The sequence below is a fragment of the Leclercia adecarboxylata genome (assembly GCF_006874705.1).
GTDB classification, from domain to species: domain Bacteria; phylum Pseudomonadota; class Gammaproteobacteria; order Enterobacterales; family Enterobacteriaceae; genus Enterobacter; species Enterobacter adecarboxylatus_C.
In genome coordinates, this window is record NZ_CP035382.1 from 3,865,715 (window position 1) to 3,891,448 (window position 25,734).

The 25,734-nt window shown below is 57.7% G+C and carries 25 protein-coding genes; 10 read left to right on the forward strand and 15 right to left on the reverse strand.

From position 1 onward, the window contains the following. Positions 1 to 11 precede the first annotated feature (11 nt). The 5 genes from rstB to rstA all read right to left on the reverse strand — a co-directional run bounded on the left by rstB (position 12) and on the right by rstA (position 5,064). Positions 12 to 1,310, reverse strand: a complete 1,299-nt coding sequence (gene rstB, locus ES815_RS19440; protein WP_142489271.1) for a two-component system sensor histidine kinase RstB — start codon at positions 1,308 to 1,310, stop codon at positions 12 to 14. A gap of 79 nt (positions 1,311 to 1,389) precedes the next feature. Continuing rightward, positions 1,390 to 2,160, reverse strand: a complete 771-nt coding sequence (locus tag ES815_RS19445) for an ABC transporter ATP-binding protein (RefSeq protein ID WP_142489272.1) — start codon at positions 2,158 to 2,160, stop codon at positions 1,390 to 1,392. Further along, positions 2,157 to 3,119 carry a FecCD family ABC transporter permease gene (locus ES815_RS19450; RefSeq protein ID WP_260609707.1) on the reverse strand — a complete coding sequence of 321 codons (963 nt, stop codon included), beginning with the start codon at positions 3,117 to 3,119 and terminating at the stop codon, positions 2,157 to 2,159. The genes ES815_RS19445 and ES815_RS19450 overlap by 4 nt, the downstream gene beginning before the upstream one ends. 86 nt (positions 3,120 to 3,205) lie before the next feature. Next, positions 3,206 to 4,222 (reverse strand): ABC transporter substrate-binding protein, encoded by a 1,017-nt coding sequence (locus tag ES815_RS19455; RefSeq protein ID WP_142489274.1) that lies wholly within the window; start codon positions 4,220 to 4,222, stop codon positions 3,206 to 3,208. 125 nt (positions 4,223 to 4,347) lie between these two features. Continuing rightward, positions 4,348 to 5,064, reverse strand: a complete 717-nt coding sequence (gene rstA / locus ES815_RS19460; RefSeq protein WP_142489275.1) for a two-component system response regulator RstA — start codon at positions 5,062 to 5,064, stop codon at positions 4,348 to 4,350. Between the two features lie 128 nt (positions 5,065 to 5,192). On the opposite strand from rstA, the gene ES815_RS19465 reads away from it, so the two are divergent. After that, the gene (locus tag ES815_RS19465; protein WP_142489276.1) at positions 5,193 to 5,528 is read left to right on the forward strand and encodes a GlpM family protein; all 336 of its coding nucleotides are present in this window, start codon (positions 5,193 to 5,195) and stop codon (positions 5,526 to 5,528) included. On the opposite strand, the gene folM is transcribed toward ES815_RS19465, so the two are convergent. From folM to ydgH, 3 genes are all read right to left on the reverse strand, one after another. After that, entirely contained in the window at positions 5,525 to 6,247 is a 723-nt protein-coding gene (folM, locus tag ES815_RS19470; RefSeq protein WP_142489277.1) for a dihydromonapterin reductase, read from the reverse strand. The genes ES815_RS19465 and folM overlap by 4 nt on opposite strands. A gap of 38 nt (positions 6,248 to 6,285) precedes the next feature. Then, positions 6,286 to 7,668: an amino acid permease gene (locus ES815_RS19475; protein WP_142489278.1), complete on the reverse strand. Its 1,383-nt coding sequence runs from the start codon at positions 7,666 to 7,668 to the stop codon at positions 6,286 to 6,288. A 186-nt stretch (positions 7,669 to 7,854) separates the two neighbouring features. Next, positions 7,855 to 8,808 (reverse strand): DUF1471 family protein YdgH, encoded by a 954-nt coding sequence (gene ydgH, locus ES815_RS19480; protein ID WP_142489279.1) that lies wholly within the window; start codon positions 8,806 to 8,808, stop codon positions 7,855 to 7,857. Positions 8,809 to 9,343: 535 nt separating this feature from the next. On the opposite strand from ydgH, the gene pntA reads away from it, so the two are divergent. From pntA to ES815_RS19495, 3 genes are all read left to right on the forward strand, one after another. Then, the gene (gene pntA, locus ES815_RS19485; protein WP_142489280.1) at positions 9,344 to 10,873 is read left to right on the forward strand and encodes a Re/Si-specific NAD(P)(+) transhydrogenase subunit alpha; all 1,530 of its coding nucleotides are present in this window, start codon (positions 9,344 to 9,346) and stop codon (positions 10,871 to 10,873) included. A gap of 10 nt (positions 10,874 to 10,883) precedes the next feature. Further along, positions 10,884 to 12,272 carry a Re/Si-specific NAD(P)(+) transhydrogenase subunit beta gene (gene pntB, locus ES815_RS19490; protein WP_142489281.1) on the forward strand — a complete coding sequence of 463 codons (1,389 nt, stop codon included), beginning with the start codon at positions 10,884 to 10,886 and terminating at the stop codon, positions 12,270 to 12,272. A 112-nt stretch (positions 12,273 to 12,384) separates the two neighbouring features. Beyond that, a complete protein-coding gene (locus ES815_RS19495; RefSeq protein WP_142489282.1) occupies positions 12,385 to 13,500 on the forward strand; it encodes a mechanosensitive ion channel family protein in 1,116 nt (371 codons plus the stop codon). Positions 13,501 to 13,535: 35 nt separating this feature from the next. On the opposite strand, the gene uspE is transcribed toward ES815_RS19495, so the two are convergent. The 6 genes from uspE to ES815_RS19525 all read right to left on the reverse strand — a co-directional run bounded on the left by uspE (position 13,536) and on the right by ES815_RS19525 (position 20,402). Then, positions 13,536 to 14,486: a universal stress protein UspE gene (uspE, locus tag ES815_RS19500; protein WP_142489283.1), complete on the reverse strand. Its 951-nt coding sequence runs from the start codon at positions 14,484 to 14,486 to the stop codon at positions 13,536 to 13,538. A 135-nt stretch (positions 14,487 to 14,621) separates the two neighbouring features. Further along, the gene (gene fnr / locus ES815_RS19505) at positions 14,622 to 15,374 is read right to left on the reverse strand and encodes a fumarate/nitrate reduction transcriptional regulator Fnr (RefSeq protein WP_032617879.1); all 753 of its coding nucleotides are present in this window, start codon (positions 15,372 to 15,374) and stop codon (positions 14,622 to 14,624) included. A 182-nt stretch (positions 15,375 to 15,556) separates the two neighbouring features. Next, positions 15,557 to 16,072 (reverse strand): methylated-DNA--[protein]-cysteine S-methyltransferase, encoded by a 516-nt coding sequence (gene ogt / locus ES815_RS19510; protein ID WP_142489284.1) that lies wholly within the window; start codon positions 16,070 to 16,072, stop codon positions 15,557 to 15,559. An 11-nt stretch (positions 16,073 to 16,083) separates the two neighbouring features. Then, positions 16,084 to 17,610, reverse strand: coding sequence for a p-aminobenzoyl-glutamate transporter (gene abgT / locus ES815_RS19515; protein WP_142489285.1), 1,527 nt, complete (start codon positions 17,608 to 17,610; stop codon positions 16,084 to 16,086). A 36-nt stretch (positions 17,611 to 17,646) separates the two neighbouring features. After that, positions 17,647 to 19,092, reverse strand: a complete 1,446-nt coding sequence (locus ES815_RS19520) for a M20 family metallopeptidase (RefSeq protein ID WP_142489286.1) — start codon at positions 19,090 to 19,092, stop codon at positions 17,647 to 17,649. Next, positions 19,092 to 20,402 carry a M20 family metallo-hydrolase gene (locus tag ES815_RS19525; protein ID WP_142489287.1) on the reverse strand — a complete coding sequence of 437 codons (1,311 nt, stop codon included), beginning with the start codon at positions 20,400 to 20,402 and terminating at the stop codon, positions 19,092 to 19,094. Before ES815_RS19525 ends, ES815_RS19520 begins: the two co-directional genes overlap by 1 nt. Positions 20,403 to 20,577: 175 nt before the next feature. Between ES815_RS19525 and ES815_RS19530 the strand changes: the two genes are divergently transcribed. The 4 genes from ES815_RS19530 (at position 20,578) to ES815_RS19545 (ending at position 23,593) form a co-directional block, all read left to right on the forward strand. Then, positions 20,578 to 21,486 (forward strand): LysR family transcriptional regulator, encoded by a 909-nt coding sequence (locus ES815_RS19530; RefSeq protein WP_142489288.1) that lies wholly within the window; start codon positions 20,578 to 20,580, stop codon positions 21,484 to 21,486. Between the two features lie 345 nt (positions 21,487 to 21,831). Beyond that, positions 21,832 to 22,395 (forward strand): DNA endonuclease SmrA, encoded by a 564-nt coding sequence (gene smrA, locus ES815_RS19535; protein WP_142489289.1) that lies wholly within the window; start codon positions 21,832 to 21,834, stop codon positions 22,393 to 22,395. Positions 22,396 to 22,418: 23 nt separating this feature from the next. Further along, entirely contained in the window at positions 22,419 to 22,613 is a 195-nt protein-coding gene (locus ES815_RS19540; RefSeq protein ID WP_142489290.1) for a hypothetical protein, read from the forward strand. 23 nt (positions 22,614 to 22,636) lie between these two features. Beyond that, positions 22,637 to 23,593, forward strand: a complete 957-nt coding sequence (locus ES815_RS19545; protein WP_142489291.1) for a zinc-dependent alcohol dehydrogenase family protein — start codon at positions 22,637 to 22,639, stop codon at positions 23,591 to 23,593. Here the strand turns inward: ES815_RS19545 and ES815_RS19550 are convergent. Further along, positions 23,590 to 24,627 (reverse strand): AI-2E family transporter, encoded by a 1,038-nt coding sequence (locus ES815_RS19550; RefSeq protein ID WP_142489292.1) that lies wholly within the window; start codon positions 24,625 to 24,627, stop codon positions 23,590 to 23,592. The two genes, ES815_RS19545 and ES815_RS19550, sit on opposite strands and share 4 nt — an antisense overlap. A 416-nt stretch (positions 24,628 to 25,043) precedes the next feature. Between ES815_RS19550 and mdtJ the strand changes: the two genes are divergently transcribed. After that, positions 25,044 to 25,406 (forward strand): multidrug/spermidine efflux SMR transporter subunit MdtJ, encoded by a 363-nt coding sequence (gene mdtJ / locus ES815_RS19555; protein ID WP_142489293.1) that lies wholly within the window; start codon positions 25,044 to 25,046, stop codon positions 25,404 to 25,406. Then, positions 25,393 to 25,722, forward strand: a complete 330-nt coding sequence (mdtI, locus tag ES815_RS19560; protein ID WP_142489294.1) for a multidrug/spermidine efflux SMR transporter subunit MdtI — start codon at positions 25,393 to 25,395, stop codon at positions 25,720 to 25,722. Before mdtJ ends, mdtI begins: the two co-directional genes overlap by 14 nt. The last annotated feature ends 12 nt before the right edge of the window (positions 25,723 to 25,734 follow it).

The following is a 25,734-nucleotide window of genomic DNA, read 5'->3' on the forward strand; positions in this document are numbered from 1 at the left end:
TGCGGTTTAGGTCAGTCCGGGATGGGTAGGGCAATATGATGCCAGACGGGCCAGTTAAAGCAGAACCGGGCCCCGCCGAGCTCGCTGGCTTCGCAGCTGACATCGCCCCCCAGCGCCTGGGCAATAGAATAGACGATCGCCAGCCCGAGGCCGCAGCCGCCGGTAGCGCGGTCCCGGCTCGGGTCGAGACGGACAAAGGGCTCAAACACCCGCTGACGGGCCTCTGGCGCGATACCGGGGCCATCATCCTCTACCGACAGCGTGGCGCGGCTGCCGTTCAGCTGCAAAGAGATACGCAGGGTGTTATCGCTGTAGCGCAGGGCGTTGTTGACCAGGTTATCCAGCACCCGCTCCATCAAACGCATATCCAGCGCGCCATAGTCGCCGTCCATGCTGTCGATCCGCAGCGTGCGCTGCGGGTTGACGCTTTGCACGTCCTCCACGTAGCTGCGCAGCCAGGCGGGCAGGTCCGGGGTAGTGAGCTTGAGCTCGTTCTGGGGACGGTCGAGGCGGGCATAGGTCAGTAGCTCCTCAATCAGCGCCTCAAGTTGACCGATATCGCGGTTCAGGGCCTGCGACTCCGCTGCGGTCAGGTTCTCACTCATCTCCAGCCGGTAGCGCAGCCGCACCAGGGGGGTGCGCAGCTCGTGGGCGATACCGTCGATCAGCTGTTTTTTGCTGGCGATCAGGGCGTTGATGTTGTCCGCCATCTGGTTAAAGGCCACCCCAAGCCGCTCGAAGCTGGACCCGCTGTCGAAGTGGATCCGCTCGGTCAGGTGCCCGTCGCCAAAACGCTGGGCGGCGGCCTCGAGGCGCAGCATGTCCTGCCAGTGGGGGCGCATCCAGATAAACACCGGGAAGGCCAGCGAAATGGCGATAAAGGCCAGCAGGGCGATATCCAGCAGGCGCATCTGGTGCAGGAAGTAGAGGTAGGGCACCGGGCCAACCGCCAGCACATAGTGGCTGCGCGGAATACGCTGGATAAAGGTGTACTGATCGTCCAGCGCGACGATGTCACCGCCGCGAAGTCGCTGCATGGTCGGGGCATCCAGATTGTACTTTTTCAGGGGTTCGATGCGCAGTTTGAATGACAGGTTCAGATCCAGCTCTTTGATGGTCCGCGCCCAGTCGTGAGGGGGGATCTCACGCAGTTCGCTGCGCATCAGATAGAGCGAGCTTTTCATCAAGTCATCCAGCGACTGTCTGCCCGCGCGCTCGGCGGTGAACTTATAGACCAGCCCGACCAGCATGGTCATCACCAGGAAGCAGACAAACAGCAGGAGGTAAAACTGCACGAACAGTTTTTTCATCGAATATCACCCAAATACCACGCGTTAATGATGCCGCCCGACCAGACGATTCACCTTCTCTGGCGGGACATCGCACACTTTACGCAATGGGCTGCTTCATGGCATAGCGAATATTTAGCGTGTCGCCCTGTTTTATGACGTTCGCTTTAACATGCCAGGCATTTTCGATCAGATCTGAGGTCAGCACGGCTTCAGGTGGCCCGCTGGCTATCACCGATCCGGCTTTCAGCAGGACCAGCCGCTGGCAGTAGTTGGCGGCGAGATTGAGATCGTGCAGCGCCACTACCACCGTAACGGGCAACTGCGTAATTAAGGTCATCAGTTCCAGCTGATACTCAATATCCAGGTGGTTGGTGGGCTCATCGAGGATCAGCAGTCCCGGCTGTTGGGCCAGGGCGCGGGCGATTTGCGTGCGCTGCCGCTCCCCGCCGGACAGCTGCCGCCACAGCCGGTGGCGCAGGCCGGAGAGTTTCATTAACCGGATCGCGTTCTCAACCGCGCTGTCGTCGGTATCGCTCCAGCCAAAAGGCCCCCTGCGGTGCGGGGTGCGCCCCAGACGGACAATTTGTTCAACGCACAGATCGCCGTCGACCTCGGCATGCTGGGGCACAAACGCCAGCTGTTTGGCCCGCTCCCGCAGGGAGATCTCGTTGAGCGGCGTTCCATCCAGCCGGATATGATGCGCATGACGCGGAAATAGCCCGGCCAGACAGCGCAGCAGCGTGGATTTACCGGAACCATTAGGCCCCAACAGGCCGACGACGTCACCCGTCGCCAGCTCCAGATCGATATCGTGCAGCACTTTTCGGGACTGCAGGGAGACCTGCAGTCCGCTTAATGAAATGGTCATACTCTTTTCTCCCGGCTGCGATACAGCAGGACTACAAAAGCAGGTGCGCCTACCAGCGCGGTGACCACGCCGATGGGGAGCACCTGATGCGTAATCAGCGTACGGGAAACCACATCGGCGAGGATCATGAAGTGACTGCCGATCAGGAAGGTCAGAGGAATTGAACGGCGGTGCCCGGGGCCGCACAGCATCCGGGTTATATGGGGGATCACCAGCCCGACAAACCCCACCGCACCAATGATACTGACCATCACCGCGGTCACCAGCGCACAGGTGAGCAGCAATATCATGCGCACGAGGGTGACCGGCACGCCCAGGGTGGTCGAGACGTCATCGCCAAAGGTGAAGGTATCAAGCGTTCGTGAAAAGGCGAAGATCACCATAAACCCGGCCAGCACCACCCCCAGAGCCAGGAGGGCATCCGGCCAGCGAACGCCGCTCAGACTCCCCAGCAGCCAGAACATCACGCTGCGCGACTGCTCCGCATTGGCGGATGTGCTGACAATATAGGCGGTCATGGCGTTGAACAGCTGGGTACCGGCGATACCCGCCAACAAGATGCGTGGCGGGCTGTCGGTCATGCCATGGGTGATCAGCAGGATAAGCCCAAATGCGCAGCAGGCGCCCATAAAGGCACCGCCGCTGATGCCCAGCGTGCTGCCACCCATCCCCAGCAACATGACGCAGACCGCGCCCAGCGACGCGCCGGAAGAGATCCCCAGCAGATAGGGCTCGGCCAGCGGATTGCGCAGAATCGCCTGCATCACCAGGCCGCACAGCGCCAGTCCCCCTCCGCTGCAGGCCGCCATCAGGGCCCGGCTCATGCGGTACTGCCAGACAATGCCCTCCTCAACCTGCGGCAGCGGCCAGGCACCCAGCCCGAGGCCGTTGAGAATGGCTTTACCCGCATTCGCATACGAAACTGGCATATCCCCGACGGTGGCGGCAAATACCAGCATTACCGGCAGCGTCAGTAACCCGACTGCCGTCAGGCTGTGTTGCCGCCAGCGCGGCACCGTAGAGGGGACGCGGAAAGTCAGTATGCTCATGGTTCAGCCTGAAAGGTCGCTAGTTTTTCACTTATCGCCTCGACGGCATCGACATTACGCAATGAGGGATTCAGTGACATCGCGGGGACGACAATGATGTGTCCTTTTTTTACGGCGGGCAGGTTTCTGGTTACCGGGTCATGATACAAAAAGGCTTTTTTAACAGCGACATCATCAGCGGGGTAAAGGCGCCGGGACATCTCAGCAATCACGATAACGTCAGGTTGCGCCTGAGCAATGTGTTCCCAGGTGACGGCAGGCCATTCATCATGGGAATCAATAACGTTTTTCAGCCCCAGCGTGTGGCCGATCCAGCCCGGCGCGCCATAGTCGCCCGCCACCCAGGGGTCGCCTTTCAGCCGGCTGCTGGAGAACCAGAACACGACTTTCAGCGGCCTGGTGTGCTGCGCAGCGGCGCGCGCCTGTGCCTTCTGAATACGAAGGGTCAGCGCCTCGTTGAGTTTTTTGCCCTGCGACTGAACGTCGAAAATGGCCGCCAGCTCGCTGATTTCACGCTCGATCTCCGCGATGGAGAAAGGCGTGCTGCGCGCCCCGTCGCCATTCGAACTGTCGGTCACGCTTTTGCCGATGCAGTCGGCGGGAGAAACCCAGGTCGGGATGCCAAGCGAAGCAAACTGTTCGCGGGTACCCGTTTCCCCCTGCGGCCCGATATGCCAGTGATATTGCGCCAGCACCAGATCGGGATGTTGAGCGGTGACAGCCTCAAAGGAAGGGGCGTTATCCGCCAGTTTTTTTATTCCCTTACCGCGCTCCGCCAGCGTATCGGGTAGGGGGCCAAACCAGACTGACGTCGCGCTGATTTTCTTTTCGAGCCCCAGCGCTAGCAGGAGTTCTGTCTCGTGTTGCCCGACCGTCACCACCCGCTGCGGGGCGCGCGTAAAGGTCTCTTTAACCCCACAGTTTTCTACCGTCAGCGGATAAACCTGCGCCGCAGAAACCGAATTCGCGAGGGCCGCGAGAACGGACGCCAGTACCATCTTTTTGATTAACACAATCCCACCCCATAATTGTTATGTTATAACATAATACATAATATGCGGATGGGAGCAAAAGATTAATCGCAGAAGAAGGGGGCTGTCAGCGGAAGCAGCCTGCAATGCCCGGCAGGCTGAGGGGGCTAAATATCCCAGGCGTGCGGCGCGAAGAGATAGCCTTTGTTACGTACGGTTTTAATGCGGAAAGGTTCTGTGGCGTTATCCAGCAGTTTCTTGCGCAGGCGAGAGATGGCCACGTCCACGCTGCGGTCCAGGCCATCGTAGCTGACGCCGCGCAGGTTTTTCAGCAGCGCGTCCCGGTCCATAATCTGCCCAGCATGGGTCGCCAGCTCCCACAGCAGATCGAAATCCGCCGTCGACAGCGCCACCTGTTCGCCGGACAGCAGCACCTGACGATTCACCGGATCAATGGACAGGGTGCCAAACCGCAGCGCTTTGTGCGGCGTTAGCAGCGGGGCGGAGGTATCACTGGTGGCCGCAACGCGCTGGCGCAGATGCAGGCGCAAACGTGCGAGCAGCACCGCCGGCGGGGTGGTTTTGAGAATATAGTCGTTAGCACCCATCTCCAGGGACAAAATATGGTTCATGTCGCTGTCGAGGGAGGTCAGCAGCACAATCGGGCCCTGCCAGCGGGCACGCAGATCCCGGCACAGGGTCATGCCATCTTTACCGGGTAACATAATGTCCAGCAGCACCAGATCGGGATTTTCCCGCGCCACTACCTCTTCAGCACGGTCTCCACGGGCTTCGACGATGACCTCCATATCATGTTTACCCAGATAAGCGGCAATCAGCTGGCCCACTTCGGGTTCATCCTCAACGTATACGATCTTGTTCATAGCAAGTCTGTGTCTGCGGAAAACGCCAACATACACCGCAGAACCTTAACCTTCCATTAATCGTTCGCAAATTATTGCCGTTCCGTTATGCTGCCCGGCACTGTTAGTGAGTTGTTAAGGGAAAAAGGATGGGGTTGTTTATAAAAGCGGCGATAGGCGCGCTGGTGGTGCTACTGATAGGAATACTGGCCAAAACCAAAAACTATTACATAGCCGGGTTGCTCCCGCTGTTTCCGACCTTTGCCCTGATTGCCCACTATATTGTCGCCTCTGAGCGCGGCATCGAGGCGCTGCGCGCCACCATCATCTTTGGGATGTGGGCGATTATTCCGTACTTTCTTTATCTGCTCTCGCTCTGGTACTTCGTCGGCGTGATGCGTCTGCCCCTGGCGCTGGGCGGGGCGGTGGTCTGCTGGTGCCTCAGCGCCTGGGTATTAATCTTCTGCTGGGGCCGTTTTCACTAACGTAACGGCCGCCCGCCGTCGACGCCAAACGACCGGCCGGTAACGTAGCAGCTGGTCAGGATGTAGTCGATTAAGTCGATCACCTCTTTTTCTCCGGGGGCGATCTTCATCAGCGATTTATTCAGCGCCTTCTGACGATAGTCGGCATCGTCGTGCTCGTTAAACAGGATCAGCGACGGGGCGATGGCGTTGACCTTCACTTCCGGCGCCAGCTTGCGGGCAAACGAGCGGGTCATGTTATCCAGCGCGGCTTTACTGGCGGCATAGGCAATGTGCTTATCGCTGCCGCGCTCTACCACATAGTCGGTGAAGTGAATGATGTCGCTGGCCGCATGGCCGTGCCCGCGCAGCAGATCCTGCAGAGCATGGTTCAGCAGGTAGGGCGCGTGAACGTGGATCTGCAGCATGCAGGAGAGCGTTTCGCTGAGCGAGTTGTCAGGCGTTTCTGGCATCCATGCGCTGGCATTATGAATGATGGCGCGTAATGCAGGGGTCTCGGCTTTTACGCGCTCTGCAAAGGCCAGGATCCCCTCGTCGGTGGAAAAATCGGCTTCAATGCAGGTCGCACCCGCCTCGCACAGGGTGGCGATAGCAGGATATTTTGTCCGGTAGCTGACAATCACCGGCTGGTGAAGATTCAGAAAATGGTGGGCAAGCGCGAGACCGATGCGACGGCCTCCGCCAGTAATCAGGATCGGGAGCGGCTTTGCGTGTCCCATCGTATTCTCCTTAACCGTTCGACGATGGGATAACTCGCTTATCCCATCAGCATCCACGTTGCCGGTAATGCGGCAACCAGTAACATTCCAATCAACACCATTTCACGGCGTTTCAGCGCGTGTTGCAGCTGGTGCGTGCGACGGGCATAAATAAACACCAGCAGCCCCGGCGCATAAAGTACCACGGAGAGCAGCAGATGCATCGGGCCGGAGGCATAAAGCAGCCATAAGCCATAAATACAGGCTCCCATTCCCACGACGTTGTGCATCGGGCGGGTGGCTATTTTTAACAAATATGCGCCCACCAGGAAATAGGGTACCAGAATCATCTCAGAGGCGATGGTTAACAGCGTGTTATAGTCCGAACCTGTGAGCCAGATCAGCACCAAACAAACCTGCACGCTGATATTGGTCAACCACAGCGAGGCGGAAGGCGCATTGTTCTTGTTCTGACGGGCAAACAGACGAGGAAACGCCTTATGCGTCGCGGCCAGGAACGGCACCTCTGCCGCCATAATGGTCCAGCTCAGATAGGCCCCACATACCGACACGATCAGACCGGCGGCAATCACCACTTCGCCCCAGGAACCCATCATTTTGACCATCAGGCCCGCCATCGACGGGTTACGCATCTCCGCCAGCTCAGGACGCGCCACCACGCCTAAGGAGAGCAGGGTGACCAGCAGATAGACCCCCAGCGCCGCCAGTACCGCCAGCAGCGTGGCGCGACCGACGTCCTGTTTATTGCGCGCCCGGGCCGAGACCACTACCGCGCCTTCCACCCCGATAAAGACCCACAGGGTGATGAGCATGGTGTTTTTGACCTGCTCCCAGACCGGGACGCCCAGCGCCACGCCGGTAAAGTCCAGGCTAAACACATCGAGACGAAACGCGATAAACGCCAGCACGATAAACAGCCCCAGCGGCACCAGCTTCGCCAGGGTGGCGACCAGGTTGATGCTCGCCGCGGTCTGCACGCCGCGCAGTACCAGGAAATGGACGAACCACAGCAGCACCGAAGATCCGACGATGGACTGCCAGGTATTGCCATCGCCAAACAGGCGCAGTTCAGGCGTATCGGTAAAGAAACTCAGCGCAGAAAAAACGATCACCAGATAGGAGACGTTGGCGATCACCGCGCACAGCCAGTAACCCCATGCGGAACAGAAACCCACCAGCTCACCAAAGCCTTCGCGGGCGTAGGTGAAGATGCCGCCGTCGAGATCGGGACGGATGCGCGTCAGCAGCAGCATGGCAAAGGCCAGCAGCAGGATCCCGGCGCCGGTGATGCCCCAGCCGATAAGCAATGCTGACGGGCTGGCAACGGCAGCCATATTCTGCGGCAGACTGAATACACCTGCACCGAGCATGGAGCTTAAAACAAGCGCAGTTAAAGCGCTCAGGCCAAGTTTCTTTTCCATTGGCTTCCTTTTTAAAAAGGGTCAGATCCAGAATAATTATTTCGTCGAAACGCATAATAATGGTGGATCACACTAAGGCGCGGGATTTTACGGAGTGTGACGAAGGCATGCAATCAGGAAGGGCGGAATTCTGCGTAAAAAGCCAAAAAAAAGGCGGCATTACGCCGCCTCTGTGTATCTGTTTACTTATTTGTACAGGTCGGCGCTGATGGTCATGTTATTACCGCGTTCCTGCCACTGGCGGGTGATGTGGTAATACTTGGCCCCTTTCTTCGCCGCACGCTTCGCCACCTGGTAGGAGATTTCGGTCATGTTGCCGTAGTTACCGGTGAACTTGATGCTGTCGAACGGAATCATCTGCGCGGCAGTGGCGTTGTTCAGCTCTTCAATTTTGGTGCCGTCGTTGAGGGTAACGCTGTAACGGCCGCCCTGAGTGGTTTGGGTCTCAAAGAAACGGCCCACACCGGCAGCGGAGGCGCCTGGCGCTGCGCTGGTCGCTACGCCCGGGATCTCGACTTTCTTCGCTTCTTCGCCGCCTTTGGCAATGGCCGCGCGGCCAGCATCAGAGTTAGCCGGGATGGCATCAGGGCTCTGGATCACACGTTTTTTGGCGTCTTTCTTGTAGACGTAGGCGGTGATCCGCTGGTTGCCGCCCTGGTTGGCATCAATCTGACGAACGATGAAGAAGGCGTCAGCCCCTTTCGCTTTCGCGGCTTTGGTGATGGCGTCGTTCACTTCCGGCTGGCTGCGGTAGAAGCCCTGAATGGTGACGGTATCAAACGGCTCAAGCATAACGGCCTGCTCTTTCGGCAGCTCCATCACGCCGTTAATGACGCGGTTTTTCGGCACTTCCGCTTTCGGGGCATTCTCCTTATACAGCGCAACGGTCACGCGCTGGTTGCCGCTGCTGCCGTATTCGGAGTTATCCACGACGTAGAATGCGGCAGCGCCCTCTTTATCGGCGCGTTTGGAGGCGGCATTAACTGCATCGCCAATGGCGTTAAAACGACCTACGATCGTAACGTGATCGTAAGGTTTCGTTGCAGCCGCTTGCTCCGGCGTTAACTCTGTTGCGGCATTGGCAGACAGGGCGGTCGCAGCAAGGAGTGCGGACGCCAGGAGAGTGTTCTTAAGCTTCATAAAAATAATCCTTCGCCTTACGCAAACCAGGTACTGGTGTAGTTGTTAATTTGAAAACGTTGTTGATTATTGCATTTAACACCTGTCGCTGTCTGCGCGATTTTTCGCGACCGGTGCGGAGTAAGTCATCAAAATATATAACCTTTAGTGATATGTTGAAAAAACACACGTTTGACCAGTAAAACTAATAAAGCATATGACTTTCACAAGTTGATTTAATGTTAATAAGTTGTTTCTTGCTGGGGCTATATCGTGTTTTTGCCGCTTCGCCTGAGCTAAACATCGGGCCTGGCGGGGAAATAAAGGTAGATATGCCTGTCTGAGACGCCGATCGCTTATTTTTGACAGTTAAAGTCATAAATAGTGTTTTCTTGCTGTGGATCACAGGCGGTATTTTCAGTAGGTTATAGAAAGTTTGTTACTGTTTTATTTTCTGCGGGTAAACGTGCGTGGCAGGTTAAGACTGTCACTGCCGGCGTATACCCGTGATGAACGTTCGACAAACCATCATCAAAAACCGATGGAAGGGATTACTATGCGTATTGGGGTACCAAGAGAACGGTTTGCCAATGAAACCCGCGTAGCGGCGACACCAAAAACGGTGGAACAGCTGCTTAAACTGGGTTTTACCGTCGCGGTTGAAAGCGGCGCAGGCAAGCTGGCAAGTTTCGATGACGAGGCGTTTATTCAGGCTGGCGCAGAAATTGTAGACGGCGCTAACGTCTGGCATTCAGACATCATTCTGAAGGTAAATGCGCCGGAAGAGAATGAAATCGCACTGCTCAATCCGGGCACCACACTGGTGAGCTTCGTCTGGCCGGCACAAAACCCGGAGCTGATGGAGAAACTGGCGGCACGCGGCGTGACCGCGATGGCGATGGACTCCGTGCCGCGCATCTCGCGTGCGCAGTCGCTGGATGCCCTGAGCTCGATGGCGAACATCGCGGGCTACCGTGCCATCGTCGAAGCCGCGCATGAGTTTGGTCGCTTCTTTACCGGGCAGATCACCGCGGCGGGTAAAGTCCCACCGGCGAAGGTGATGGTTATCGGCGCAGGCGTTGCCGGGCTGGCCGCCATTGGCGCAGCTAACAGCCTGGGCGCTATCGTCCGGGCCTTTGACACCCGTCCGGAAGTGAAAGAGCAGGTGCAGAGTATGGGCGCCGAGTTCCTTGAGCTGGACTTTAAAGAAGAGGCAGGCAGCGGCGACGGCTACGCAAAAGTGATGTCCGAAGCCTTTATTAAAGCCGAGATGGCGCTGTTCGCCGCTCAGGCGAAAGAGGTGGACATTATTGTCACCACCGCGCTGATCCCGGGTAAACCGGCACCGAAGCTGATCACCCGCGAGATGGTCGACTCCATGAAGGCCGGCAGCGTGATCGTCGATCTGGCCTCGCAAAACGGCGGCAACTGCGAATACACCGTCCCGGGCGTGGTCACCACCACCGCCAACGGCGTGAAGGTGATCGGCTATACCGACCTGCCGGGTCGTCTGCCGACCCAGTCCTCCCAGCTGTACGGTACCAACCTGGTCAACCTGCTGAAGCTGCTGTGCAAAGAGAAAGACGGCACCATCACCGTTGATTTTGACGACGTGGTCGTGCGCGGCGTAACCGTGGTGCGCGAGGGTGAAATTACCTGGCCGGCACCGCCGATTCAGGTTTCCGCGCAACCGCAGGCGGCAGCCAAAGCCGCTCCGGCACCGAAAGAGCCGGAAAAACCGGCTTCGCCGTGGCGTAAGTTTGCCTTTATGGCGCTGGCGATCGTGCTGTTTGGCTGGCTGGCGGACGTCGCACCGAAAGAATTCCTGGGGCACTTCACCGTCTTTGCGCTCTCCTGCGTAGTGGGTTACTACGTCGTCTGGAACGTCTCCCATGCGCTGCATACGCCGCTGATGTCGGTCACCAACGCCATCTCCGGGATCATCGTGGTCGGGGCATTACTGCAGATTGGTCACGGCGGCTGGGTCAGTTTCCTCAGCTTTATCGCGGTACTGATCGCCAGTATCAATATTTTCGGTGGCTTCACCGTGACTCAGCGCATGCTGAAAATGTTTCGTAAGGGATAAGGGGTAACTTATGTCTGGAGGATTAGTTACCGCTGCATACATTGTTGCTGCGGTCCTGTTTATTTTCAGCCTCGCGGGGCTTTCAAAACATGAAACGTCGCAGCAGGGTAACAACTTTGGTATCGCCGGGATGGCGATTGCGCTGATTGCCACGATTTTCGGGCCGGACACCGGCAACGTTGCGTGGATCCTGGTGGCGATGATCATCGGCGGCGCCATTGGTATCCGTCTCGCCAAACGCGTTGAAATGACCGAAATGCCGGAACTGGTAGCGATCCTGCACAGTTTCGTGGGTCTGGCGGCGGTGCTGGTAGGCTTTAACAGCTACCTGTATCACGAGCCGGGGATGGAGCCGATTCTGGTGAACATCCACCTGACCGAAGTGTTCCTCGGGATCTTCATCGGTGCGGTGACCTTCACCGGTTCTATCGTGGCGTTCGGCAAACTGCGCGGCAAGATCTCCTCTAAACCGCTGATGCTGCCAAACCGCCACAAGTTGAACCTGGCTGCGCTGGTTGTCTCCTTCGTGCTGCTGGTGGTGTTCGTACGCACGGACAGCGTGGGCATGCAGGTGCTGGCGCTGCTGGTGATGACCATCATCGCGCTGGCCTTCGGCTGGCACCTGGTGGCCTCCATCGGTGGGGCAGATATGCCGGTGGTGGTCTCAATGCTGAACTCCTACTCCGGTTGGGCGGCAGCGGCGGCAGGCTTTATGCTGAGTAACGACCTGCTGATCGTGACCGGTGCGCTGGTCGGCTCGAGCGGTGCGATCCTCTCCTACATCATGTGTAAGGCGATGAACCGTTCGTTCATCAGCGTGATTGCCGGGGGCTTTGGTACCGACGGACAAACCTCCGACGGTGACGAAGAGGTGGGTGAGCATCGTGAGATCAATGCCGAAGATACCGCTGACCTGCTGAAAAATTCGCACTCGGTGATCATCACCCCGGGCTACGGCATGGCGGTAGCGCAGGCACAGTATCCGGTTGCGGAAATCACCGAGCGCCTGCGTGCCCGCGGCATCAAGGTGCGCTTTGGTATTCACCCGGTTGCCGGGCGTCTGCCGGGCCACATGAACGTGCTGCTGGCGGAAGCGAAAGTGCCTTACGACATCGTGCTGGAGATGGATGAAATCAACGACGACTTCTCCGATACCGACACCGTGCTGGTCATTGGCGCTAACGATACCGTGAACCCGGCGGCGCAGGACGATCCGAAGAGCCCGATCGCCGGTATGCCGGTTCTGGAAGTGTGGAAGGCGCAGAACGTTATCGTCTTCAAACGCTCCATGAACACCGGTTATGCCGGCGTGCAGAACCCGCTGTTCTTCAAAGAGAACACCCACATGCTGTTTGGCGACGCCAAAGCCAGCGTGGATGCGATCCTGAAAGCGCTGTAATACGGCGTTACGCACGCTAATAAAACCGCCCCACCGGGCGGTTTTCTCATTTCTGCAGGCTGCTCGCGCTCACTGTCTATACTTTCCTTTTTTGCGTAAAGGGAGAAGGGACATGCAGTTTTTGTCACGTTTCGATTTTTTGACCTTAATGATGACCCCCAGATTCTGGATTGGCTTTGCCACCGTGACGGTGGTAACCCTGCTGATCTACTGGCTACTGAAGCGCCTCATCACCTTTGTCCATAAGGGCATCACCAACTGGGGTGATAAACATCCCGCTACCCACAAGATGCATTTTATCCTCACGGAAATACTTAACAGAACCAGCCGGGTTCTGCTGTTTGTGGTGGCCTTTCTGTTTAGCCTGCGGTTTGTCGAACTGCCGGATCGCCTCTATGGCGCCCTGAGCCATGCCTGGTTCCTGGTGCTGGCGATTCAGGTGGCGCTGTGGATGGATCAGGGGGTGGTCTCCTGGCTCCGGCACGTGATGCTGGCACCGGGGAGCCATAAAAACCCTGTCACCCTGGTGATCACCGGCATGATCCTGCGGGCAATTGTCTGGTCAGTGATGCTGCTGTCGATTCTTGCCAACGCGGGCGTCAACATTACTGCGCTGGTGGCAAGCCTTGGGGTGGGGGGGATTGCCATTGCGCTGGCGGTACAGACCATTCTCAGCGACGTCTTCGCCTCGCTCTCGATAGGTTTTGATAAGCCCTTCGAGATCGGGGATTTTGTGGTGTTTAACGACGTTGCCGGGACGGTAGAGCACATTGGCCTCAAAACGACGCGTATTCGCAGCCTGAGTGGGGAACAGATTGTCTGTGGGAATGCGATCCTGCTTCAGCAAACCCTGCATAACTACAAGCGTATGCAGACCCGTCGTATCGTCTTTACCTTTGGCGTGGCCAGCGATACGCCCCCGGAAAAGCTGCGGGTTATTGGCGATAACGTGAAGAACATCATTACGGATATCGGCGAAACGCGTTTTGACCGTGCCCATCTGCTCGGGTTTGATAAGGACAGGCTTACCTTTGAAGTGGTACATATCGTCAACACGGCGGACTACAACAAGTACATGGATATCCAGCAGGAGATCAACATCCGTATTCTGGAGAGCCTGAATGATGAGGGGGTGAAACTGGCCTTGCCAAGCATGGTGCTGCATGCGCCCTGGATGAAAGAGGGCGAAGGCATGCAACAGTCGCCTCAGCCCGCCATCGAGAGCTAAAAAAAAGCCCGCCGTTACGGCGGGCTTTCTCATGGCTAATCGTCTTCGTCGTCGTCCAGCTCGACCGGGGTCTGATACTGGTCCGGCTTAATGACCAGCAGGTCGCAGCGTAGGTGATCGATAACCTGCTCCGCGGTATTGCCGAGGAAGGCGGCAGAGATACCGGTGCGGCCAATCGTGCCCAGCACCACAATACCGGCTTGCAGATGCTCTGAGAGGTCCGGGATCACCTCTTCTGGCAGGCCTTTCTCGACGTGGGTCAACTTCTCATCAATACCGAATTTTTGCCGCAGCGCTTTCATCGCCAGCAGATGCTGGCCGCGAATGGCGTCGTTATACACGCTGGGATCAAATTCCGGGAGTTCGATGGCAATGTTAATCGGTGTAATCGGGTAGGCGCCCACCAGGTGGACTTCGGTATGGTTGACCTGCTCGGCCAGGTGTAGCGTCTCTTTCACCAGCTTTTCGTTCAGAGCATTGTGGTAGTTCTCTTCGCTGGCGAGATTTACCGCCACCACCGCTTTGCCGCCTTCCGGCCACGGCTGGTCTTTCACCATCCACACCGGGCACGGGCATTTACGCAGCAGGTGCCAGTCGGTCGGGGTAAAGATCACCGCTTCCAGCTTGTCGTGCTGGTGGGCCATCTTCAGCAGCAGGTCGTGCTCGCCGCTCACCACTTCCTGGATGATGGCTTCAAACGGACGGTTGTGCCACACCACTTTGATCTCAATGGGCACACCGGCATCAAGATAGAATTTTGCCTGCTCGCGGATCCACGCGGTACGCTGGCTGATCACTCCCTGACGCATAGCGGTGCGTTCGTCAGGCGACAGAAGGGTGGTCATTTCGTAAGAAAAGTCATATATCGGCAGAAACGCTTTTATCCTGCCACCAATCCGTTGATGTAAATAGACAGCTCGTCGTAACGCCGGTTGATCGTCCTGATTAGGATCGATGGCCACCAGCATGTTTTGATACTTTGCCATACAGGTCTCCTTACTACTGTCACCACAGTCTGTAATTAAAAGAGTAACCTATATATCTGAAATGAAACAGAGGGGAAGATTTGCCAGATCAATAAATCAGTAAAATTATCGATCTGGCAGGGGAATCGGAGAGGTTTATGCCACGTTACGGGAATGGCCCGCCAGCACCGCCAGCGCTTCACCGTTTTCGATGGTGATATATTTCCCTTTTACCGCCAGCATGCCGCTTTTCTGGAAACGACCCAGCAGACGGCTGATGGTTTCAACGGTCAGGCCCAGGTAGTTACCGATATCGCCACGGGTCATGGTCAGACGGAACTCACGCGGAGAAAAACCACGTTCGGCGAAACGACGGGACAGGTTATAGATAAACGCGGCCAGACGCTCTTCGGCATTCTTTTTGGACAGCAGCAGGATCATGTCCTGATCGCCTTTGATCTCACCGCTCATCAGACGCATCATCTGCTGGCGCAGGTTAGGCATTTTGCCTGACAGATCGTCCAGAGTTTCAAACGGGATTTCGCAAACCATTGAGGTTTCCAGCGCCTGAGCGAAGCTCGGGTGGTTACCGGTGCCGATCGCATCAAAGCCCACCAGATCGCCCGCCAGGTGGAAGCCGGTGATCTGCTCGTCGCCCTGTTCGGTAATGGTATAGCTCTTGATGGTGCCAGAACGGATAGCGTACAGCGATTTCAGTTCGTCTCCCGCTTTAAACAGCGTTTGCCCTTTCTGAATCGGCTTTTTACGCTCGATAATATTATCAAGCTGATCCAGCTCGTGCTCATTCAGGGTGAACGGGATACAGAGCTGGCTGATGCTGCAGTCCTGACAATGGATAGCACAACCGCCAGACTGAATGCGTCGAATAATTCGCTTTTCCGGGATCATAGGTTTGCTCAAGCCTTAATTGATATTGGTCAATTTTAACATCTTTTTGGACCCTACGTAAGCCTGGTAAACCATCAATCAGGACAAGAAGCGTGAATGCGCCAGCATCTTCTTGAAATTCCACAAATTAGCTGCGGACTTTATCGCTAACTTAAGGAAAATTAAGCACTAAAAGCCTGGAACTACAGCAATAAATAGCCCTCGTGACGCAGCAGCCACTCTTTGCGCTGCACCCCGCCCGCGTAGCCTGTCAGGGTGCCGTTGCGACCAATAACGCGGTGACAGGGCACCACAATACTGACCGGATTTGACCCGTTCGCCGCACCCACGGCGCGCGCTGCGCCGGGGCGACCAAGCTGTTCCGCCAGCTGACCGTAATGCATCACCTGGCCGCAGGGAATGGATCGCAACGCCTGCCACACTTCACGCTGAAAGGGGGTGCCAGCCGTGGCGGTCGGCAGAGTGTCGATAATGCTGAGATCGCCCTCGAACCAGGCGGTCAGCTTATCGCTAAGTCCGCCCGGATTGCTGGCGCTGATGCGCTCGTAGCCCTGCGCCCGGTAGTGGATATTCAGCAGTTCCACCATCCGGTTGCTGTGCTCCTCCCACTCCACGGCGCGCAGGTTAAATTGCTCGTCCGCAATCACCCACAGCGGCCCCAGCGGGGTAGCAATTTTATCTTCGAGTAATCTCAGCATTGTGCTCTTCCTTAATTCAGTCGCGGGTACACTCCCGGCCCAATGGGCAGGCCGACAAGATACCACGCCACCAACATGAGCAACCATACTCCTAAAAAGATAAGCGGATACGGCAGCACCAGCGAATAGTAGGTACCCAGTTTGGCCTCGGGCTTATAGCGCTGCAGGAAGCCTAAAAACAGCGGTACGAACGGCGACACCGGGGCCAGCGGGATCACCGATGAATCCGCCACGCGGAACAGGATCTGCGCAAACGCCGGATGGAAGCCGAGCAGCATAAACATCGGCACGAAGATAGGGGCCAGAATCGACCAGATGGCCGATCCGCTGGCGATAAACATGCACAGCAGGGAGGAGAGCAGCGCCAGGCCGACGAAGGCGGGCACGCCGCTCAGTCCGGCGGTTTCCAGCAGGTCGGTCAGGCCCACCGCCATAAACTTGCCCATGTTGCTCCAGTTGAACATGGCGACAAACTGCGCCAGCGGGAACACCATCACGATAAACCCGGCCATCTCTTTCATCGGCTCGATCATCAGCTGGGGCAGATCGCCCTGACGACGCACTTTCCCGGTGGCGATGCCGTACGCCAGCGACACCACAAAAAAGAACAGGATGATCAGCGGCACGATGCCTTTAATAAACGGCGAGGGCAGTACGGTGTGCTGGACCGGATCGCGCAGAATGCCGTTCTCCGGCACCACCATCAGGGCGATGGCGGCGATAAACAGCAACGATACACCCCCGGCAACGCGCAGCCCGCGGCGCTGCTCCGGCGACAACGCATCCAGCTTCTCGTCGCTGCTGCCCTGCCACTTGCCCAGACGCGGCTCAACGATCCTGTCGGTGATCAGCCCGCCGACAACAGTCAGCACAATCACCGAACTGGCCATAAAGTACCAGTTGTCGATCACGCTGACGTGCATCGCGGCATCAATGGTTTTGGCCGCTTCGGTGCTGATGCCGGAGAGCAGCACGTCGGTGGTGACGATCAGCAGGTTGGCGGTAAAACCGCACCCGACACCGGCAATGGCTGCCAGCAGGCCCGCCACCGGATGGCGTCCGACGGCGAGGAAGATCAGCGCGCCCATCGGCGGCATGATCACCAGCGCCGCATCGGACGAGATATGGCTGAAGAAGGCGATAAACAGCACCATATAGCTGGCGTAACGCGCGCTGACGTGAGAGGCCATTTTCACCATCAGGGCAGGCAGCAGGCCGGAACGTTCGGCCAGGCCGGCACCCAGCACCAGGGCCAGGATCGCCCCCAGCGGGGCAAAGCCGCTGAAGTTTTTAATCACATTAGGTAAAAACCAGTGCAGCCCTTCAACGCTCAGCAGATTTTTGACAACGACCATGCTGCCATCGGCCGGATTGCGGGCGCTGACGTTAAAGGCCGACAGCACGGCGGTGGCTGCCGCCAGGATCACAATCAAATAAACGAAAAGCAGGAAAGGGTGCGGCACTTTATTGCCGATCCTTTCAACCCAACCATAGAGCTTGCCGGATGGGGAATGCGAAGGTATGGATGACATACTCATGGGCGTTCCTCGGGAGTGTTATGTTGTTGTGTTTTATTATTTTAAAGGTGACGGTGTCACGTTTTCTGGGATCGGGCAGACGTACGGTTTTTCGGTTACTTGTTGCGTAAACTCCTCGCGGCAGGCGGCCAGCAGCGCCGGATCCTGCAGCAGCGCCAGCGCGGTGGCACCCATCACTTTACCAGCCAGCAGCATCCCCTTATGGGCGATGGAGGTGCGGCCCTGGGCCACCAGCTGCCAGGTGTGCAGCGGTGTGCCGACGGTAAAGCAGGGGCTGAAGCACTGGGCGACCGGCATTTTCCAGCTGACATCCCCCACGTCGGTGGAGCCCGCCAGGACGTTATCAGTAATGGCATACGGGGCCACCTCGTCCACCAGCAGGGTGTGCTGATGGCGACGGGCAAACTGCTTGCCGTCTTCCCCGCCGGTGGCGGCGATATTTTTCAGGCTGTTTTGCAGATCGTTATCGGTCAGGGTGGCGCGGATCTCCGCCGCAAACGCGCGCTCATCATCGCTCCACGCCGGGGTGCCGTAATGCTGCAGGGCGCTGTACATCGCGACCTCCAGCGTGCGGTTCGGCAGGTAGCTGGAGCAGGCTTTATCGAAACGGCGTTCGACGGTGGTTTCGGTCATCAGCGCGGCACCCTGGGCAATCTTTTCGATCCGCTCATAGATCTGCTGCGCGTCGGCCATTTCCGGGGCGCGGATCAGGTACAGTACCTCCGCCTGGGCCTGCACCACGTTCGGGGAGATCCCGCCGGTATCGGTAATGGCGTAGTGGACGCGCGCTTTTTCAATGATGTGTTCATTGAGGAAGTTGGTCCCGGTGGTCATCAGGGTGACGGCGTCCAGCGCGCTGCGCCCCAGATGCGGAGAGTTGGCGGCATGGGCTGCGGTACCGTGAAAACGCCATGCTGCCTGGATGTTGGCTAAGGTGCTGACGTTAAACATTCCGGCGAAGGCCTCGGGGTGCCAGGTGACGGCGGCGTCGACGTCGTCGAACAGCCCTTCGCGCACCATAAAGGTTTTACCCGAACCGCCCTCTTCGCCAGGGCAGCCGTAAAAGCGCAGGGTGCCGCTGCCGCCGTGCTGCTCCAGCCAGCTTTTTGCCGCCACCGCAGCCGCCAGCCCGGCGGTGCCGAGCAGATTATGCCCGCAGCCGTGGCCGTTGGCGCCCGGGGTATCGGTTTGCGGTGTGGCGCAGTGCGCCTGCTGGCTTAAGCCTGCCAGGGCATCGTACTCCCCCAGAATGGCAATCACCGGTTTACCCTCGCCGTAGCTGGCAATAAAGGCGTTCGGCACGCCGCCCGCCTCGCGGACCAGGCTAAAGCCGGCCTCTTCCAGGGCGCAGGCCAGCCGTTCGGCGGACCAGAACTCTTCGAAACGGGTCTCCGGGTGATCCCAGATCTCATCGGCAATACCGGTGAAAAGCTGACATCGGGTATCGATGGCATCCTCAATAAAACGGTAGATATTCTCCATTACACACCTCGCGTCCACGGGAAGTTAAGCGCGGTACGCGCCAGGGTTTCGATGGCGATCGGCATCACCGACTCGTCGAAATCGAACTTTTCGTTGTGATGTCCAGCGCTGAGGGTGGTGCCAAAGACCATATAGGAGGCGAGACCGCCGTTCTGCTGAACGCGGGCCATCATCAGGGTGGCATCCTCCGATCCGGCAGGGGCTTTTACCTTATCGATGGCCTGTTCCACACCGGCAACCTGCGATGCCTGCTCGCGCAGGTAGTTCACCCATGCCGGAGAGGGGACGCTGGAGGTCGCTGCGCCCATCAGACGCAGTTCGGTGCTGACGCCGTGCATCGCCGCCGCGCCGTCAATGACCGCTTTTGCGCGCTCGAACATATAGTGATTAATGGCTTCGCTCTCGCCGCGGGTCTCTACCTTCAGCAGCGCGCTGGCGGGGACCACGTTACGACCGCTGCCCGCCTGCATTACGCCGACGTTCACGCGGGACGCGCCTTCGCTGTGCGGGGCGATGCTGTGCAGGCCAAGAGCTGCCTGGGCGGCGACCAGCAGGGCATTGCGACCCTCTTCGGGTTTGCCGCCCGCGTGCGCGGCCACGCCGGTAAAGCGCACATCAAATTTGGTGGTGGCCATAAAGTTATCGCTGCCGCAGATCACGGTGCCCGCCGGCACGCCGGTGCCGATGTGGATCGCGGTGAAGTAGTCCACGCCGTCAAGCGCGCCGGCGGCGACCATGGCCCGCGCGCCGCGGGTGCCCTCTTCGGCAGGCTGGAAGATGAGTTTGATGGTGCCGTTCAGCTGCGAGCGGTACTGCATCAGCAGGTGCGCCAGCCCGAGGCCAATGGTGGTGTGGCCGTCATGGGCGCAGGCATGCATCATGCCGCTGTTGCAGGAGGCAAAGCCTTCCCGGGCGGGGAGATGGTCACCCTGGATGGATTCATCCAGATCCAGCGCGTCCATGTCGACCCGAAACGCCAGCGTCGGCCCCGGGCGGCCGGTATTCAGCGTGGCAACAATGCCGGTAAAACCGCCTTCAAAGGCGCTGAGCCATTTTTCCGGCGCACCTTGCTGACGCGCGCGGGCAAAGGCCTGGGCCAGGGTGGCCTCGTCGGGCAGACCCATCCGGCTGTCGGCATCGACCACGTCGCGGCCCATCGCCAGCGTGTAGCCCAGTTGATCCAGTATCTCTGCGACTTTTGCCGCGGTGCGGAACTCCACCCAGCCTGACTCCGCAAAGTGATGGAAATCGCGTCGCCAGGCGATGAGTTGCGGGAAGAGGGTTTGCAGGTCCTGCGCCAGTGTATGCATATCGTTTCCTGTCATCATTAGAATATGTGAACTCCTTCACACTGTGATAGTTTTTACTTATCACTAACCGTTTTTTCACAGATTTAACCGTTCGTGGCTTACCCTGGCACAATCAATTCCATTACAGTAGATGACAGTTTCTTTACTCTGATAGACAACGGTTATCGGTGCCGACATGACATTCCAGGTAAAATTTCATCAGCTGCGAGCCTTTGTGGAAGTGGCACAGCAGGGGAGCATCCGTGGGGCGGGTCGGGTGTTGAACCTGTCGCAGCCGGCGTTAACCAAATCGATTAAAGAGCTGGAAGAGGGCATCGCGGCGCAGCTATTCATCCGCCGCAGCAAAGGGGTGACCTTAACCGAGTGCGGAGAGAGTTTTTACCAGCACGCCAGGCTGATACTTGAAGAGTTACGCAGCGCGCAGGACGATATTCGCCAGCGGCAGGGCCAGCAGGCCGGGCAGATTAATATCGGCATGGGCGCCAGTATTGCCCGCCTGTTAATGCCTGCGGTCATTACCCGTTTCCATCAGCAGCACCCGCAGGTCAAGGTGCGTATTATGGAGGGGCAATTAGTTTCGATGATTAATGAATTACGCCAGGGGGAGCTTGATTTTACCATCAATACCTATTACCAGGGGCCGTATGATCATGAATTCACGTTCGAAAAATTGTTTGAGAAGCCTTTTGCGATATTTTGTCGGGCAGATCATCCGGCAATAGGTGCGGAATCCATTAATGCGTTGCTGAAATATAGCTGGACGATGCCAACCCCGCGAGGCAGTTATTATAAGCAACTGGAGGAGATGTTTTCCCACCGGGATCAGATCCCCCATATTGGCGTGGTATGTGAGACCTTTTCGTCCTGTATTAGCCTGGTGGCGCAGAGCGATTTTCTCAGCATACTGCCGCAGGAGCTGGGCTGCGACCCGCTGTTGGCCAACAGGCTGGTGATGTTGCCGGTGAAAGAGCCGTTACCGAAAGCGACCTATTACCTTATTCAACGAAGGGACTCCCGACAGACACCGCTGACCACCTCATTAATCACACAATTCAGACGTCATGCCCGGCAGGTTATTTATTAGACAGTATAAGGATAAAAAAATGGAGCCCGTCGACATCCAACAGACTCCACAGTACACACAGCATTGCTCCAGATGCAACTCTGCTTATTATTTCCGTTGTGCAGATAACTTCATATATAACATCTTTTAGTGATAAATAAAGGAATTAACGTAACGGGATCATAAAAATTTAATGTAAGTCATAAAGTTAATCATTAATAAAAATTAATTTCAGTCCACATGCATTATCCATTAAATTTAGTTTATTAATTATTGTTTTTGGAATGATTAACCGACCTGTAACGCCGCATTGAGCCACGTGAAAGGGGCAGGTATAGTACCCTGTCAGCTAAGCAGGAGGATGCCATGAACCCAGACGATAAATCGCTTTTTCTCGATGCGATGGAGGATGTCCAGCCTCTCAGGCGTTGTACCGACGTCCACTGGCAGCCCGCCGCCACCCCACGCACTCGCCAGCCTGTGGACACCAGCCAGTTGGATAACTTTCTCACTACCGGCTTTCTGGATGTTCTGCCTCTGGCAGAGCCGCTGGCGTTTCAGCGGGAAGGGGTGCAACAGGGGGTATTCGATAAGCTGCGCTCGGGCAAATACCCCCGCGAGGCGAGCCTCACCTTATTGCGTCAGCCCGTGGAGCAGTGCCGCCAGCAGCTGTTTACCTTCATTCGCCAGGCGGAGCGTGACGGCTTGCGTAACCTGATTATCATTCACGGTAAAGGGCGCGACGATAAGTCCCACGCCAACATCGTGCGCAGCTATCTGGCGCGCTGGCTGCCGGAGTTCGAGGCGGTACAGGCGTTTACCGTGGCCCAGCCGCATCACGGCGGCAGCGGCGCCTGCTATGTTGCACTGCGCAAGTCCAGTGAGGCGAAGCTCGAAACCCGTGAGCGCCTGGCTAAACGCAGCCGCTAGCCCAGCGCGGGCACGGCGTATCGGTGGGCGATGTCGCGCTGAGCCTGAACGCGCTGGAGAAGGGCCTGCTGGTGCGGCCCTTCTCACGCATCGTCCGCACCGGCGATGGCTATTATCTGGTGTCGCCGGGCGACAGCAGTAAGCAGCAGGCCATTACCCGTCTGGGCGAGTATCTGCTGGCACACACCCCGGATATGGTACATTTGCGGGCTGAATGATTCTGACAGAACGCCGCGCATCCATGGAAAATACCGCATTACGCTACCGCCAGTTTGGTGAACCTGAATCTGTACTCCAGAGGGAAATCAGCGAAAAAGCGCCGCTACAGCCGGGAATGCTCCGGGTGCAGATGCGACTCGCCCCGGTCAACGCCTCAGATCTGATCCCCATCACCGGGGCCTACCGTCATCGCATCACGTTGCCCGCCATCGCCGGATATGAAGGCATGGGTCAGGTGATTGCCGTTCCGGACGGCGCTGCGCTTCTGCCGGGACAGCGGGTTTTGCCCCTGCGCGGGGAAGGCACCTGGCAGCAATATGTTGATTGCCCGGCGGCGCTGGCGATCCCGGTTCCCGATTTCGTTGAGGACGCGCTGGCGGCGCGGGCGTTTATCAACCCGATGGCGGCCTGGCTGATGCTCAACCTCTGGCCTGTGCAGGGTCAACGGGTACTGCTGACCGCCGCCGGGTCGGACTGCGCCATTCTGCTCGGGCAGTGGGCACAGCGGCGGGGGGCGACGGCGGTGTACGGCATTCACCGTTCGGCGATCCATGCCGACAGGCTGCGGGCAATGGGGATCGTCCCGGTTGCGCAGCAGGACAGCGATACCGTGCGCGCCCTCGCCGCGTCCAGCGACATTGTCTATGACGCCACCGGCGGCGAGCTGGCCCAGACCATCCTCAATTCGATGCGCAGCAGCGCAACGTTTGTCTGCTACGGGCTGCTCTCAGGCCAGCCCTTTTCGTTACAACGTCATTTTCCGCCGACGCACTGGTTCCATATTCGCAACCACTTCGCGGCGCTTAGCCCGCAGGCGTGGCAGGCGGCGTTTAGTGAAATCTGGCCGCTGCTGGCTGAGAGCCAGTACAGCGACGCCATGCTGATCCCCTTTAGTGCCTGGCCGTCGGCGCTGGCCGGCTACCGCCAGGCGGGGCGTACCCACAAGCCGCTGCTGGACTTTACCCGCGATAATCCTTAGTTCGCCCGGCTCATATCACTGAGCAGCAGCGCAATACTTTTGCCGCCGGTGGTCTGCTCCAGCGCAATCTTCACGATAATGGTCAGAGGCACCGACAGGAGCATCCCCACCGGCCCCAGCAGCCAGCCCCAGAAGATCAGCGACAGGAAAACTACCAGCGTGGAGAGGCCCAGCCCGCGCCCCATTAACCGGGGCTCGAGAATGTTGCCGAAGATCAGGTTGACGATCAGATACCCCGCCAGCAGCACCAGCGCCGGGTAAAAGCCGCTGAATACCAGCACCTGCGCAATGGGCGGGATGGCCGCCAGCACGGATCCGATGTTGGGGATATAGTTCAGGGCAAAGGCCAGCAGAGCCCAGACAAAGGCAAACCGTACCTCCAGCGCCGCCAGCATCCCCCAGACCACCAGCCCGGTCACCAGGCTGATGGCGGTCTTCAGCACCAGATAGTGCGAGACGCTGTCGAGGGCGCGCTGAATGGCGGCCATCCCCTCTACCGGGCGTGACATCAGCGGCTGGAGCTTCGCCGGCAGCTGCGGCACCTCCAGCAGCATAAACACCACGGTCAGCAGCAGCAGAAAGATAGACGTCATGGCACTGGAGAGCTGCGCCAGCAGGGCGGTTACCAGCGTCATGGCGGCATTAGGGTCGATATACTTCAGCAGCTCCTCCATCGACACTTCGATCCCGGCCCGCTGCAGCCAGGGCTCCAGATGCAGCAAAGGCACGGCCAGCGAGGTACGGTAGTGCGGCAGGGTGCGCGCCAGCTCATTCAGCGAGGTGCCCAGATAGGCCACCAGTAACGCCATAAAAACCACGATAAGCAGGATCGGCAGGACGATCGCCAGCACCCGAGGAAGACGCAGGCGCACCAGACGCCGCACCAGCGGGTGCAGCACCACGGCGATAAACAGCGCCAGGATAAAGGGCACAATAATATCCGCCGCAATGCGGATCCCCGTCAGCACAATCACCAGCATGCCGAGCATGATGACTATTTTTAATCCGTTGAGGGTAATAATGGGTTTGGCCATGCTGGCTCCTGATGCCGTCCTTTTTATATATTCTAACGGCGCGGCGCTTTTAATAAATTAACCAAACGCAAACGGCGAGGGTAAAGAAATGAAAAGGCTTTGAGTAAAATCCTGGCTTATGGTAAAAATCAGCTGTGTTTAACTACCGGAGACAATTTTCATCTGCACTGACGAGAAGCAACACCGCAGATAATTGTAATTTTATGGACAATCTGTTCAGGATCTATTTTTCAAACCTCTCTGTTTTACTCTCCTCTTTTTGCCTGCTGTCTGGCGAGCAACACTGGCGCACCGCGCTGTAGACCCTCTCTCTGCCTGAGCTGGCGCCTTGCGCCCGGCTGAATCTTCATTCGTTTTTACCCGGCTGCCACCACTGGCGAGCCGCGAAGGATTATATTCTCAAGCAGGAGAAAAACATGTTTTACTGGATCCTCTTAGCCCTGGCTATTATTGCTGAAATAACCGGCACCCTCTCAATGAAATGGGCCAGCGTCAGCGGCGGTCACACCGGTTATATTTTAATGCTGTCGATGATTGCGCTGTCCTATATTTTCTTGTCTTTTGCGGTTAAAAAAATCGCGCTGGGCGTAGCCTATGCATTATGGGAAGGGGTAGGTATTTTCTTAATCACCCTGTTTAGCGTTTTACTGTTTGATGAGTCGCTGTCGCTGATGAAAATGGCCGGACTGACGACGCTGGTAGCGGGAATAATATTCATCAAATCCGGCACCCGCAAACCGGTAAAACAGCGCAAGGAGGCGACCCATGCCACAGTTTGAGTGGGTACATGGCGCCTGGCTGGCGCTGGCGATCGTCCTGGAGATTGCCGCTAACGTGCTGCTGAAGTTTTCCGACGGTTTTCGCCGCAAAGCCTATGGTCTGCTGTCGATTGCGGCGGTACTGGGCGCGTTCAGCGCCCTGTCGCAGGCGGTTAAAGGTATTGAGCTGTCGGTGGCCTATGCCCTGTGGGGCGGGTTCGGGATTGCGGCGACGCTGGCGGCGGGCTGGATCCTGTTTGGTCAGCGGCTGAACCAGAAGGGCTGGATTGGCCTGCTTCTGCTTCTGGCCGGGATGATCATGATAAAACTGGCCTGATAACGTCGCTGC

Excerpts from the sequence above, each read along its gene's own strand:
- rstB (WP_142489271.1), bottom strand. The coding sequence starts at position 1,310 with ATGAAAAAACTGTTCGTGCAGTTTTACCTCCTGCTGTTTGTCTGCTTC.
- ES815_RS19445 (WP_142489272.1), bottom strand. The coding sequence starts at position 2,160 with ATGACCATTTCATTAAGCGGACTGCAGGTCTCCCTGCAGTCCCGAAAA.
- ES815_RS19450 (WP_260609707.1), bottom strand. The coding sequence starts at position 3,119 with ATGCTGGTATTTGCCGCCACCGTCGGGGATATGCCAGTTTCGTATGCG.
- rstA (WP_142489275.1), bottom strand. The coding sequence starts at position 5,064 with ATGAACAAGATCGTATACGTTGAGGATGAACCCGAAGTGGGCCAGCTG.
- ES815_RS19465 (WP_142489276.1), top strand. The coding sequence starts at position 5,193 with ATGGGGTTGTTTATAAAAGCGGCGATAGGCGCGCTGGTGGTGCTACTG.
- folM (WP_142489277.1), bottom strand. The coding sequence starts at position 6,247 with ATGGGACACGCAAAGCCGCTCCCGATCCTGATTACTGGCGGAGGCCGT.
- ES815_RS19475 (WP_142489278.1), bottom strand. The coding sequence starts at position 7,668 with ATGGAAAAGAAACTTGGCCTGAGCGCTTTAACTGCGCTTGTTTTAAGC.
- ydgH (WP_142489279.1), bottom strand. The coding sequence starts at position 8,808 with ATGAAGCTTAAGAACACTCTCCTGGCGTCCGCACTCCTTGCTGCGACC.
- pntA (WP_142489280.1), top strand. The coding sequence starts at position 9,344 with ATGCGTATTGGGGTACCAAGAGAACGGTTTGCCAATGAAACCCGCGTA.
- pntB (WP_142489281.1), top strand. The coding sequence starts at position 10,884 with ATGTCTGGAGGATTAGTTACCGCTGCATACATTGTTGCTGCGGTCCTG.
- ES815_RS19495 (WP_142489282.1), top strand. The coding sequence starts at position 12,385 with ATGCAGTTTTTGTCACGTTTCGATTTTTTGACCTTAATGATGACCCCC.
- uspE (WP_142489283.1), bottom strand. The coding sequence starts at position 14,486 with ATGGCAAAGTATCAAAACATGCTGGTGGCCATCGATCCTAATCAGGAC.
- fnr (WP_032617879.1), bottom strand. The coding sequence starts at position 15,374 with ATGATCCCGGAAAAGCGAATTATTCGACGCATTCAGTCTGGCGGTTGT.
- ogt (WP_142489284.1), bottom strand. The coding sequence starts at position 16,072 with ATGCTGAGATTACTCGAAGATAAAATTGCTACCCCGCTGGGGCCGCTG.
- abgT (WP_142489285.1), bottom strand. The coding sequence starts at position 17,610 with ATGAGTATGTCATCCATACCTTCGCATTCCCCATCCGGCAAGCTCTAT.
- ES815_RS19520 (WP_142489286.1), bottom strand. The coding sequence starts at position 19,092 with ATGGAGAATATCTACCGTTTTATTGAGGATGCCATCGATACCCGATGT.
- ES815_RS19525 (WP_142489287.1), bottom strand. The coding sequence starts at position 20,402 with ATGCATACACTGGCGCAGGACCTGCAAACCCTCTTCCCGCAACTCATC.
- ES815_RS19530 (WP_142489288.1), top strand. The coding sequence starts at position 20,578 with ATGACATTCCAGGTAAAATTTCATCAGCTGCGAGCCTTTGTGGAAGTG.
- smrA (WP_142489289.1), top strand. The coding sequence starts at position 21,832 with ATGAACCCAGACGATAAATCGCTTTTTCTCGATGCGATGGAGGATGTC.
- ES815_RS19545 (WP_142489291.1), top strand. The coding sequence starts at position 22,637 with ATGGAAAATACCGCATTACGCTACCGCCAGTTTGGTGAACCTGAATCT.
- ES815_RS19550 (WP_142489292.1), bottom strand. The coding sequence starts at position 24,627 with ATGGCCAAACCCATTATTACCCTCAACGGATTAAAAATAGTCATCATG.
- mdtJ (WP_142489293.1), top strand. The coding sequence starts at position 25,044 with ATGTTTTACTGGATCCTCTTAGCCCTGGCTATTATTGCTGAAATAACC.
- mdtI (WP_142489294.1), top strand. The coding sequence starts at position 25,393 with ATGCCACAGTTTGAGTGGGTACATGGCGCCTGGCTGGCGCTGGCGATC.